This is a genomic window from Ochrobactrum sp. S1502_03 (assembly GCF_044435015.1).
GTDB classification, from domain to species: domain Bacteria; phylum Pseudomonadota; class Alphaproteobacteria; order Rhizobiales; family Rhizobiaceae; genus Brucella; species Brucella chromiisoli.
On sequence record NZ_JAYEXN010000035.1, the window covers coordinates 20,199 to 31,943 of the forward strand.

Here is an 11,745-nt window from a genome sequence, read left to right on the forward strand (position 1 = left end):
TATCCATAACAGGGGCAATTACATGGGTGGAAGCCAGTTTCTTCCTATAAGAACGGATAAACAGCCGGATCTTATTATTCACTTCGATAACCACCCTGTACGAGCCTATCGAGGCGAGACTGTAATTTCGGCTTTGCTGCGCGAAAGCCAGCATTTGTCATTCTCAGAATTTGACGGTGCGCCAAGGGCGGGGTTCTGCCTTATGGGAGCATGCCAGGATTGCTCTGTCTGGACACAGGATGGGGAGCGGTTACGCGCATGTCGCTCGATAGTCGAAGAAGGGCAGAGGCTCTTGAGTCGCGCACCAATGCACGGGTTTTCAGCATGACCGCCAGACAGTTTGACTTGCCCCCGGTCATCATAGGCGCTGGTCCAGCCGGGCTTGCAGCCGCCAAAGCTTTTGTAGAAGCTGGCATAAGACCCATCATCCTTGAAGAGACGAATAATCCAGGCGGTCAGGGTACTCGCCGCCTTCATCCCAGTATTGAATCCTATGGCCATACGATATTTGGTCGTAAATATTATGAAAAAGCCTTACGTCGCCAAAACGAAGAAGACACCATTCTGAACCATTGCGACTATCGGCCCGGCACGATGGCCTGGGCCATATACGACAATGTAGTTTCGACTGTTTCCCAACGCCACCAACAGGAAATTCCTTATCAGCAGCTGCTTATTGCAATCGGTGCGACTGACCGTATTCTCGCTGTTGAGGGCTGGCAACTGGGCGGTGTATATTCTCTTGGGGGCGCGCAGGTTGCGCTGAAAACCCATGCGAGTTCGATCGGGAAGAAAATTGTTTTTGCGGGATCTTCACCGCTGCTTTATCTGGCAGCTGCGCAATATGTCCGGCTGGGATTTCGTGATGTAACGATTCTCGACACCACGACTCAGCACGCAAAGTACAAAGCCGCATTTCATATGGCGCGCTACTCATTAAAAACCTTATTTGAGGGTGTAAGCCTCATTAATGAGCTTAAATCCTGCGGTGTTAAAATATTCAACGGCGTCAGACTTACCAGGTTTGAAGGCAACGGCCATGTGGAAGCAGTCGTCTATGCGGATCAGAATGGTACAACACAACGGCTTGAATGTGATGCCATAGGATTTGGCTTTGGCCTGAAGCCAGAAACGCAATTGGCTGAACTTGCGGGAGCAAAAATCGAATTTGACCCACATTTCCGTCAATGGCTTCCACTCATATCCAATGATGGTCAGGCGCGTGATGATCTTTGGCTGGCTGGTGATTGCGTGGTTATCGGCGGTGCAGAAGCAGCAGATGCTTCGGGCAGGCTAGCAGCTCTTACCATGCTGAAGCAGAGGGGCAAGCCAACGGATCAGCGCGAGTTTCAGAGTCTTGCAAAAAAAGTCAGTCGATTGCGCAATTTTCAACGCGCTATGGCGAGCGCATTCCGCTGGCCGCACGAAAATGCAGCCTTATTGTCGGATCAAACATATGTCTGTCGCTGTGAAAGAGTAACCGTAGGTGAAATCCGCAAAACTGTGGAAGCAGACATTGCTCACACTGAAGTTAATCGTATTAAAGCCATCACGCGTTGTGGAATGGGAAGATGCCAGGGCCGCTATTGTAACCAGACTTTGCAGGAACTCGCCGTTTGCAGCTCTGGTAAATCGCCTGAGGCCACAGGAAGATTAAGGGCACAAGCGCCGTTTCGCCCAATGCCGGTGGGCGTATCTGAAAGCTTTCTGAATAAGCAGGAACAGGAAAATGGATAAAAAGCACGACGCCATCGTTGTTGGTGGCGGGCTTTTCGGAGTCTGCACTGCATATTTTCTTGCTAAAGCCGGACAAAGCGTACTGCTTATCGAAAGCGGTTTTATCGGCGCCGCTTCCAGTGGTGCAAATTTCGGTGGATTGCGATTACAGGGACGTGCGCTTGAGCAATATCCGCTGTCTTTGTTAGCGCAGGAATATTGGGAAGGTTTCGAACAGGAGTTCGGATCACCCTGCGAATATGAGCGAAATGGTATGATTTATTTCGCACACAATGAAAAAAGCCGCGAAAAGCTTTTTTACTACGCCAGCAACTCACGTCAGTGTGGACTGTCGATTGATCTCTGGGAAGGTGAAGCATTGCGCAAGAACCTCCCCTGGCTGAGTAGCGATGCACTTGTTGCTTCTTATTCTCCAGCCTGCGCCGTCGCCAACCCGCGTCTCGCCACGCCAGCTATAGCGCGAGCATTTAAACAACGTGGCGGCTCAATTATAGAAAACTGCCCAATTACGCAGATTCAAAAAACTGCTGCGGGTTTCGAGCTGACCAGTTCCAATGGCCAAAGGTTCTTGTCAGAAGTAGTTGTGAATGCCGCTGGAGGCTGGGCTGACAGGATAGCAGAAAGCTTTGGCGAAACCGTACCTCTGTTTCGCGCGGGCCCACCGCAATTCGTAACCGAACCCCTCCCTTACGTACTTAAACCTTCCGTTTATAGTATCGACGGCGATCTTATTATCAGACAAATTTCACGTGGTAATTTCATCTTCGCCGGCTACCCGCGAACCATGTCAAATGAAGATGGCAAACATACATTTGTGCCACCAGCTAAAACACTCAATGGCATGCGGGCAATCGGCCGTTACATGCCAGCGCTCAATAATGCAGAAATCATTCGCGTCTGGTCTGGCGTGGAGGCTTATCTGCCAGACATGCTTCCGATAGTAAGCCCATCAGAAACCACCCCGGGACTGTATCACGCATTCGGTGGCAGTGGCGGTGGTTTCCAGATTGGCCCAGCCGTTGGCCTTTGTTTAACCAATCTGATTTTAGGACGGGATAACCAGGTTTCAATCGAGCCTTATCGCATTTCCCGTTTCAAATCGGACATCAAGACAAGCGATAAACTAAAATTAGAATTCGACATTGTTCAGCCTGGAAGCGGGCGACGTGCGGGGGGAGCCGCTTGATATGGAGCAAAACAAAACGGGCGGCAATCAGACAATATGTGTGATTGGCGGGGGGCTTTTGGGCCTGTTCTCCGCTCTTACATTGCAAGAGCAGGGAAAAAACGTCTGCCTTATTGAGCGCGATGAAGTCGGTGGCAGACAGGGCGCATCTTTTGGTAATGGCTGCTGGATTAATGCAGGCGCTATTATGCCTATTTCTGTTCCCGGCCTCTGGAAAGAAGTGCCTGGCTATCTGCTGGACAAGAATGGTCCATTTACCATACGTTGGCGGCATCTTCCCTCAATTACGGGATGGCTTCTGCGTTTCCTCTGGGCGGGACGCAACTGGCAAAAAATTGAAGAGCAGATCGTAGAACGCTTACCTTTGCTGGATGATCCGGTGGGTCAATATCAGCATTTTGCAAAAGCAGCCGGCGTTGAGCATCTGATTCTTGCAACCGGCACCATGTATATCTACCGCAATCGCAAGGAGCTCGAGGCTGACAGCAAGGGCTGGGAACTGCGCAGAAAGCACAATATCCGCGTTCGTCTCCTGGAAGCCGATGAGTTGAGGCATCTCGAACCCGCCCTCTCCTCTGATTATCGCTATGGGATGATGATTGAGGATGCAGCGACGCTGGCCAACCCATCCGAATACTGTCGTGCAATTGGAGAGCTTTTCAAATCTCGTGGCGGCAGGATTATACAGGCAGAAGTCAAAGGATTTAAGCTTAGCGGCAAAAAACTGACCGCAGTTAAAACCAGCTGTGGCGATATTGTATGTAATCAGGCTGTTATTGCCGCAGGTGCATGGTCCAAAACGCTTGCAGCACAGCTGGGTGATAAAATTCCGCTAATCTCCGAAAGAGGCTATCACATCACGATTAAGGATCCCGGCTTTACAGTCAATCATGGCATAATGCATGCGGAAGGCAAAATGGCGATAGTTCCTACGTCAACCGGATTGCGACTTGCCGGTCAGGTTGAACTAGCGAGCCTGGATGCCCCTCCACGCTGGGAGCGCTCACAAATTTTGCAATCCTATGCCAAACGCGCCTTTCCATTACTCAAGCAGCGGGCTGATCAGGGTGAGCACGATGTTTGGATGGGTCACCGGCCTTCTACCCCTGACAGCATGCCAGTGATCGACAGATCGAGTGCCTGCCCGGATATTGTCTATGCATTCGGGCATGGGCACACTGGTGTTTCGATGGCTCCCGCAACCGCAAAAATGGTTGGCCAACTGCTTACAAATCCTCAGTATGCGGATCCGGCACTAAAACCTTTTTCAGCAAAGAGATTTTAATGACACAAGATCTTCTTTATCTGTCCCGTGCGCAAGTCGAGCAACTCGCGCCAGAAAGAAGCGAGTTGCGCGACGCGATCGCCGAAGCTGTACGGGCTACAGCAGCCGGGCAACTCAAATTTGAACCGAAAACAACACTGGCCTATGCGACAGGCCACAGTTTTCAATGCATGCCCGCCCTGACCAGTGACTCTACAGGCATGGGAGTTGCTACTATCAAATGGGTTTCAGTGGTCCCATCAACTCCAGGATCAAAACTTGATAATATCCATTCGCTCATCTGCGTTAATGACCTTGAAACAGGTCAGCCGCTGGCGATTATGGATGGCAATTACATAACACTCGTGAGAACTGCTGCAATTTCTGCACTTGCAGCGCAATGCATGTACAGATCCAATCCTGTTTCCATTGGTTTCATTGGTTGCGGCCAACAAGCTCGTGAACATCTTCTCGCATTTCGCGATCTCTACCCATCTTTAGAACAGGTTTTTTGCTTTAGCCGCAGTGAGCAATCAGCGAGGAAAATTGCAGATTTTGCCGCCAATCGGTCCATGAAAGCCCAGGTTTCTCACCATCCTGATGAAGTACTGGAAACTTGCGATATTGTTATCAGCACAGTGCCTGCTGCCGCTGGACTTAAGCCCTATCTGGATGGTCGCAAACTAAAACCCAATGCACTCGCAGTCATGGTTGATCTGGGTCGCAGCTGGATTGCAGAAGGATTTAATGGATTTGATTTCATTGCCACAGACAGCCTGAAGCAGAGCAAACATCCATATGATGTTGAGGGCAACGAAATAAAATCAGTTCAGGTCGCAATGGATCTTGAGAGTTTGATAAATCACCCTCTCGATGATCACGGAAGAAAAGCCTTTTTCTTTAAGGGCATTGCTTCGGGGGATCTCGCTGTTGCTGCCCTTATATATGAGCGCGCAGTCAGCGAAAAAACGGGCGTTTTGCTGGCCCGCTAAGATGGGCCATACTCTGTGAAGCAAGCAACAGCTTGCATGCAATTATAATGATAACGGCCACCGGAGTGGTGGCTGACTGCATATCAGGCGTGAGTAGTATTATCGAGCCTGGCGTTGGTGCATGAAGGCGTTCAGATTTACTGAACTTAGAGAATTAGGCTTTAGCCGTTGACGTTTTCGTTTCGTCTTCGGGGTCTCGTTCATGCCTTTCAAACATAACGCTGCTCAACGCCATAAGATACCGCCGCAGAAGTTCAAGGTTATCAACTGGCCTGAGTATGATGCTGGTTTGCGCCAGCGTGGCAGCATCACTTTCTGGATCAGTGAAGATACCATTGCGGGTTGGTCAGCCCCGCGCCGCACAACACCCGGTGGGCAGGCGCGGGCACTGTTACGTTAACCTGAGCAAGTCCGCAATTTTGTCTATGACGCTGAAATTATGCAGCTTTCAGGCATGCGATTTCACGCCACATGTTTGTGGCGGTCTGACGCAGCTCGCGATGGTCTGCTGAGGAGAGAAGGTTGCGGGGAAAGTAGTGGAGATTGTAGACCGGGTCGTGAATGGATGTGAAGCGTTGCACGTGTCGCGCTGATTTAAAGCGCTTCATGACCCGCTCTCGTCGTCGGATGGGCTGGTGCGAATTCTCAGCGCGGTTGTTCAAGCCTTTGTGCTGACGATGATCGCAAACGCTCATCCCCAGTTCTCGTTTGGCAGCACCATAAGATCTCAGCTTATCGCTGACCATGACGCGGGCTGAACAGCCCTGGCCGCGTAGAAGTTTACGCATGAAACGCTTGGCAGCCTTGGTGTTACGGCGCTTCTGAACAAGAACATCGAGTACAAAGCCATCCTGATCAACGGCGCGCCACAGAAAATGCTTCTCACCCTTGATCGTGATGACCATTTCATCAAGGTGCCATTTATCACCAAGACGTGGGGTGCGGCGACGGATCGTATTGGCATATTCACGTCCAAACTTCTCCGCCCATTCATGCACCGTCTTGTGGGTGACGATGATCCCACGGTAAGCCAGCATATCTTCGACCATGCGAAAGCTAAGAGGAAAGCGATAATACAGCCATACCGCCTCCGCGATAATCTCAGCAGGGAAACGATGGCGGTGATAAAGTGAGGAACGAGATTCGATCATGGCCTATTTTCGCAGCTTATGCTTGCGCCAGAGTTAAGGTAACTGTGCCCTTTGGGTTGCTCCTGGGTCCTTCACTTGCCGCCCAGCCATCATGGTTGGGCGGCTTTTTGCGTAAGCTTCTCAAGTATAGTCATGTAAAATCTCTCACAATTTACGTGGATTTTTTAAACTACCCGCTGTTTTTTCGTAGATTTCCTTATAAAAATACTTCATAAATTTGCGAATATAATAGTGGGCAATATCTTCGCCTCGTCCATTCGAATGCGAAGATCAAACTTGGGGCACATAGACGCAGCGGTCGGAAAGCGTCTTGAGGTGGGAAACATGTCAGTATCGCGAAATACTTCGCGCTGCGTTATCGCGGCGTCCATACTCATGTTGTCTTCGACAACATTCATTTCTTCAGCGCTAGCGCAATCGGCAGCTGCTGGTCAAGGCGGCCAGGGTGGCATCAGTCAATCAGGAATGTCCGGTGCCAATGGCGGCAATGCGACCTTTACGGGTTCAAATATCGCCGGGGCACCGGGTGTCAATGTTGCTGATCCATTCTCGGGAGGTGGTGGTGGTGGTGGAGCTGGCAGCATATTCTACTATCCGACCCTTATTTCGATGGCTTTTGACCAAAACTATCAGGCTCAATCTGGAGGCTTCGGAGGCAATATCAATACGCCTGGTGATGGTGGCGGTGGCGGTGGTGGAGGCGGTGCCAGTCTAATCTATATTGACTATCTCAATTTCTTTCGTTTGGATAATGACTTTGTCCTCACAGGCGGTAACGGTGGGAACGGTGGGAACACATTCATCGCAACAGTTCATGCCAATGGCGGCGGTGGCGGTGGCGGTGGAACTGCGCTGATTTTCGATATTGCCAACAAAGCGACCGCGTCGACCATATTTAATTCGGGCACAGTAACGGGTGGCAACGGGGGAATGGGCGGCTATGGTTCTATAGGCGGCTATGGTTCTATAGGCGGCAGTGGTGGCTCGGGTGGCGATGGAATAGACATTACTGGTGAATTATTCAACGTCACAAACACGGGACAGATTTCCGGAGGTCAGGGAGGACAACCTGGATTTGGACAATTCACGCCTGATCAGGTCGTCGGCAATGGCGGTGTTGGCCTTAGAATTAACGGTAACGACAACTACGTTACGAATTCCGGCACTATTTCGGGTGGCGCGACCGCTCAGGGATATTTGTTCGGCCCCATAGCAACTGGTGGATCAGGCGTACTCGTAACCGGAAATCGGAATGTCATCAGCAATTATGGTGCCATTCTTACGGGGCTGGACTCAATCGGTCTTCTATCGGCCCCAGCTTTAAAATTCTCTGGCAACGACAACCGACTTATTATTGGAAACGGTTATTCATTCAATAGTTCCGTTATATCAGCTGGCGACCGTAATGTTCTGGATCTCGGTGGATCCACAAATTCTTATCTGAATATCGGGCTATATTCAGGGTTCTCTGCCGTCGAAAAAACCACTAATGCCAAGTGGACTGTTGTCGGAACAACTGGCGATTCAATGCCGTGGAATGTCCAGGCCGGAACGTTACAGGTTGGTGACGGAGCCACGCTTGGCCATATCGGCAATGGCAATGTCAATTTACTGAACGGCGGCACGACCATTGCTTTCAACAATGATTATAATGCCACTGCGAGCAACCAGATTTCCGGCTTCGGCGGCCTTACAAAACTTGGCGCGGGCACGCTCACCCTTACGGGAATGAATAGTTATTCAGGTGTAACGGATATTGAGTCCGGAACTTTGGCTTTGTCTGGACAGGGACGGATCAATTCGTCAAATGAGGTCATCGTAAATGGAACGCTAGACATTTCCAACGTTTCAGGTGCTCAGGTTAGGAACCTGACAGGTAATGGAACTATAAACCTCGGTGCCAGTTCGCTATCCATCGACAACACGATTGGGACCACATTTGGTGGCCAGATTGGCGGAACTGGTGGTATTTCTCTTAGTAGCGGGGCATTACTTTTAACGGGGGAGAATACATTTACAGGGAGCATTGACTTATCGAACGGCACTTTGCTGCAGATGGGCGATGGCGGAACAACTGGTTCCATCGTTGGGAATATCCTTAACAATGGCACTGTCACCTTCAATCGTTCCGATGATGTCGTTTATGGCGGCGAAATCACTGGAACAGGTCACTTCGTGCAAGTCGGCAGCGGAAAGCTCACTCTTACTGCCACCAGTAGTTCAAGAGGAGATGTTCTGATTGGCCCCAACAGCACACTTCAGCTGGGCAATGGCGGTACAACGGGACTTATCGGTGGCACCAATTTCACTGGTACGATTACCAACCTTGGCACCTTAATCTATGATCGTTCAAATGCCTTTTCCTGGAAGGGTATCTATGCTGGCAATGGCGATATAATCAAAGAAGGTACCAATACCCTTACTTTGACAGGTGACAGTTCTGGATATGCAGGCTCGACCACGGTTAAGAGCGGCAAGTTGATCGTTGGGAACAATCTGGGGAACGGCAAGCTTGGCGGCAATGTGACTGTTTTCGACGGAGCAACACTCGGCGGATACGGCACGCTGGGTTCAGGCCCAGGTTCACTCATAAGCATTCAATCCGGTGGTATTCTGTCGCCAGGCAATTCGATTGGAACGTTGACGATCAATGGTGACCTAACCCTGCAAGCTGGCTCCTACCTTATGGCTGAGCTGGCTGGTGACGGCACTGCCGATCTCGTCAATGTAACAGGTCGGGCAAACATCAGCGGTTCGCATCTCGTCATCACGGCACTTGATCCCGAAATCAGCTACCAAGCAGGCCAGAATTACAACATTCTGTCTGCAGCTAATCTGGTTAACGGACAATTTGCGGATGTGACATCGAACTCAGCGTTCCTAACCTTCACACTCGATCCAGATCAGAGTTCAAATGCCTTCAACGTCGCGCTGAAGCCTATTGCAACCGAACCCGAACCGAACAATCCAGATCCAGGTAGCAACCCCGGGCAAGGAGAAAATCCGAAACCAACGCCTTTGTTCACGACTGTCACAGAAACGAGAAACGAGTTTGCAACGGCTCAGGCTCTGGATTCCCTCGCTCAGACAGGAAGTTCACTGGCACTTTACAACACGCTCTTGATGCAGTCGGCTGAAGAAGCCCGGTCGGCCTTTAATGGTCTGTCAGGTGAAGCTTACGCATCCGCGAAAGGTGCACTGATCAATCAGTCGCAGTTCATCAACAGCGCAATCACCAATCGGCTGCAACAAGCCAACGGCTCGACACCTACAGCGCCAGTGGCCACGATGAACTATGCTTCTGAACCCAATAAGACTGAAGCCTTCGAGACTATGACGCCAAAAGCGAGTTCTGAAAATCTTTATACGGGATGGGGATACGCTTACGGAGCCTGGAGTGAACAGGATCCGAATGGCAACACGGGTCAGCTGAAATCTTCAGTTGGCGGGTTCGTCACCGGTATCGACAGGCTTGTATACGAAAACTGGCGACTCGGCCTCCTGGCTGGCTATAGTCATACCTCCTTCGATGTCGATAGCAGAGCATCATCCGGCAGCAGCGATAACTACACCATTGGTGCTTACACGGGTACTGAATGGCAGATGCCAAACGGCAACGCATTGGCCTTCAACTCAGGCGTTGCCTACACCTGGCATCAGTTGGACATGAACAGATATGTCGCCTTCCCCGGTTTCGGCGATAACTTGAGTGCCGATTACGACGCAGGAACGTTCCAGATATTTGGTGAACTCGGATACAAGATCCAACTCCCGAAGGCTGTGATCGAACCGTATGCCAATTTGTCTTATGTCCGATTGAAAACTGATGGATTCAACGAGGACGGCCAGACGGCAGCAGCGCTATCCATGGAATCCGACACGACGGACACCACGTTCAGCACCCTCGGATTCCGAGCTTCGACTACATTTGATCTGGGATCGATCCCCACTACCGCTCGCGCAGATCTTGGCTGGAGACACGCAGCAGGAGACGTGAACCCTGTTTCGACCGCGAGCTTCTTGGGCTCGAATGCTTTCACCGTTGCTGGTGCGCCGATAGCCAAGGACACTGCCATTATCGAAGCCGGGCTGGATTTTGTGCTGTCGAAGGACGCCACACTTGGTGTGTCCTATAGCGGTCAGTTCGGCTCTGGAGCACAACGAAATGGCTTCAATGCCTCTTTGAGGGTTAGCTTCTGATCTTTTCTGCCGATACTGACTAATACCAACGCTTGTTAATTGAGACTCACTTTACGCTTTCGTTCTGCGCTTTTTCGTGATTCATCATTCAAAACAGGAGGTTTTGGATGGGTGGTGCGATAAGATTGCGGACGGATTTCACAGGTGATGATCTTCGGACCCTTGCGAAGCAACACAAGGACGCGGCCTGTACGCGCCGTCTTCTGGCCTTATCGATTATTTATGACGGTGGACGGCGCAGCGATGCTGCCCGCTTTGGCGGCGTTGGATTACAAGTCATTCGGGATTGGGTCTTGCGTTTCAACTCGAAAGGTCCGGCAGGGCTGGAGACTGGTAAAGCACCAGGGCGTAAGGCGCTTCTCAATGAGGAGCAACGCAAGGCACTGAGCTCATTGGTTGATCGTGGCCCACAGTTTGAACTGGATGGAGTTGTTCGCTGGCGTTTGTGCGATTTGGTGCGCTGGATCGAGAAAGAGTTCAATATTATTGCAAGTCGTCAGACGGTTGGCCGGGAACTGCGTATCATGGGCTATCGCAAACTATCCGCACGCCCCAGGCATCATGCGCAGGATAGCGAGGCAATTGATGCATTTAAAAAAACTTCCCAGCCGCTTTGGCAGAAATCCGCAAATGTCAGCCAAAAGGGAAAGAGATAGAAATCTGGTTTCAGGATGAAGCGCGGGTCGGGCAAAAGACAAAGAATACCCGCAGATGGGCAAGGCGTGGTTCAAGACCCTGTGCACCACAAGATCAAAGAACGCGTTCCGCATATATCTTTGGTGCAATCTGCCCAAAGTGGGGCAAAGGTGCCGCCCTTGTTATGCCTTGGTGTGATACACATGGAATGAATGAGCATCTTGCTGAAATATCTCGACATGTAGGGCGCAGAGCGCATGCAGTACTGATCCTTGATCAGGCTGGCTGGCATCTCACAGATAAACTCATCATACCGAAAAACATCACGCTGCTGCCGCTGCCTGCCAAATGTTGATTGCCGCTGAGAATTGACCCGGTTTGGGGTGATATTTCCATTTAGAATTGACCCATGTTTGAACCTTCCCTCGTTTGTTTTTCAGCGAGGGCTATGGAGTGTGAGAGCGGCGGTGCAAAATTAGTCTGTCATTAAGCATGGAATAAGGACCCCATTTGAGGGGTTATCGGCATCCAAACGGGACCCCTTATTTAAAGGGTAACATGACCTTCGATTTCAATCGG

The 11,745-nt window shown here is 50.7% G+C and carries 9 protein-coding genes and 1 pseudogene; 9 read left to right on the forward strand and 1 reads right to left on the reverse strand.

Annotated features, from left to right (window positions below):
* Positions 1 to 22 precede the first annotated feature (22 nt).
* The 6 genes and pseudogenes from VBH83_RS16360 to VBH83_RS16385 form a co-directional block, all read left to right on the forward strand.
* Positions 23 to 328: a (2Fe-2S)-binding protein gene (locus VBH83_RS16360; protein WP_176038657.1), complete on the forward strand. Its 306-nt coding sequence runs from the start codon at positions 23 to 25 to the stop codon at positions 326 to 328.
* On the forward strand, positions 259 to 1,737 hold the full coding sequence (locus VBH83_RS16365; RefSeq protein ID WP_396998642.1) for an NAD(P)/FAD-dependent oxidoreductase: 1,479 nt from the start codon (positions 259 to 261) through the stop codon (positions 1,735 to 1,737). The genes VBH83_RS16360 and VBH83_RS16365 overlap by 70 nt, the downstream gene beginning before the upstream one ends.
* Positions 1,730 to 2,923 carry an NAD(P)/FAD-dependent oxidoreductase gene (locus tag VBH83_RS16370; RefSeq protein ID WP_396998644.1) on the forward strand — a complete coding sequence of 398 codons (1,194 nt, stop codon included), beginning with the start codon at positions 1,730 to 1,732 and terminating at the stop codon, positions 2,921 to 2,923. Before VBH83_RS16365 ends, VBH83_RS16370 begins: the two co-directional genes overlap by 8 nt.
* A 1-nt stretch (position 2,924) precedes the next feature.
* Positions 2,925 to 4,208, forward strand: a complete 1,284-nt coding sequence (locus VBH83_RS16375) for an NAD(P)/FAD-dependent oxidoreductase (protein WP_396998646.1) — start codon at positions 2,925 to 2,927, stop codon at positions 4,206 to 4,208.
* Positions 4,208 to 5,179, forward strand: a complete 972-nt coding sequence (locus VBH83_RS16380) for an ornithine cyclodeaminase family protein (RefSeq protein WP_396998648.1) — start codon at positions 4,208 to 4,210, stop codon at positions 5,177 to 5,179. The genes VBH83_RS16375 and VBH83_RS16380 overlap by 1 nt, the downstream gene beginning before the upstream one ends.
* A 202-nt stretch (positions 5,180 to 5,381) precedes the next feature.
* Positions 5,382 to 5,564, forward strand: a pseudogene (locus VBH83_RS16385) (IS5/IS1182 family transposase); the annotation flags it as partial.
* A 52-nt stretch (positions 5,565 to 5,616) separates the two neighbouring features.
* Here VBH83_RS16385 and VBH83_RS16390 read toward each other — a convergent pair.
* The gene (locus VBH83_RS16390) at positions 5,617 to 6,330 is read right to left on the reverse strand and encodes an IS6 family transposase (protein WP_396998650.1); all 714 of its coding nucleotides are present in this window, start codon (positions 6,328 to 6,330) and stop codon (positions 5,617 to 5,619) included.
* 465 nt (positions 6,331 to 6,795) lie between these two features.
* On the opposite strand from VBH83_RS16390, the gene VBH83_RS16395 reads away from it, so the two are divergent.
* The 3 genes from VBH83_RS16395 to VBH83_RS16405 all read left to right on the forward strand — a co-directional run bounded on the left by VBH83_RS16395 (position 6,796) and on the right by VBH83_RS16405 (position 11,521).
* Entirely contained in the window at positions 6,796 to 10,530 is a 3,735-nt protein-coding gene (locus VBH83_RS16395; RefSeq protein WP_396998652.1) for an autotransporter domain-containing protein, read from the forward strand.
* Positions 10,531 to 10,637: 107 nt separating this feature from the next.
* Positions 10,638 to 11,186 (forward strand): transposase, encoded by a 549-nt coding sequence (locus VBH83_RS16400; protein WP_396998654.1) that lies wholly within the window; start codon positions 10,638 to 10,640, stop codon positions 11,184 to 11,186.
* Positions 11,144 to 11,521 (forward strand): transposase, encoded by a 378-nt coding sequence (locus tag VBH83_RS16405; RefSeq protein ID WP_396998656.1) that lies wholly within the window; start codon positions 11,144 to 11,146, stop codon positions 11,519 to 11,521. Before VBH83_RS16400 ends, VBH83_RS16405 begins: the two co-directional genes overlap by 43 nt.
* Positions 11,522 to 11,745 lie beyond the last annotated feature (224 nt).

Excerpts from the sequence above, each read along its gene's own strand:
- VBH83_RS16360 (WP_176038657.1), top strand. The coding sequence starts at position 23 with ATGGGTGGAAGCCAGTTTCTTCCTATAAGAACGGATAAACAGCCGGAT.
- VBH83_RS16365 (WP_396998642.1), top strand. The coding sequence starts at position 259 with ATGTCGCTCGATAGTCGAAGAAGGGCAGAGGCTCTTGAGTCGCGCACC.
- VBH83_RS16370 (WP_396998644.1), top strand. The coding sequence starts at position 1,730 with ATGGATAAAAAGCACGACGCCATCGTTGTTGGTGGCGGGCTTTTCGGA.
- VBH83_RS16375 (WP_396998646.1), top strand. The coding sequence starts at position 2,925 with ATGGAGCAAAACAAAACGGGCGGCAATCAGACAATATGTGTGATTGGC.
- VBH83_RS16380 (WP_396998648.1), top strand. The coding sequence starts at position 4,208 with ATGACACAAGATCTTCTTTATCTGTCCCGTGCGCAAGTCGAGCAACTC.
- VBH83_RS16390 (WP_396998650.1), bottom strand. The coding sequence starts at position 6,330 with ATGATCGAATCTCGTTCCTCACTTTATCACCGCCATCGTTTCCCTGCT.
- VBH83_RS16395 (WP_396998652.1), top strand. The coding sequence starts at position 6,796 with ATGTCCGGTGCCAATGGCGGCAATGCGACCTTTACGGGTTCAAATATC.
- VBH83_RS16400 (WP_396998654.1), top strand. The coding sequence starts at position 10,638 with ATGGGTGGTGCGATAAGATTGCGGACGGATTTCACAGGTGATGATCTT.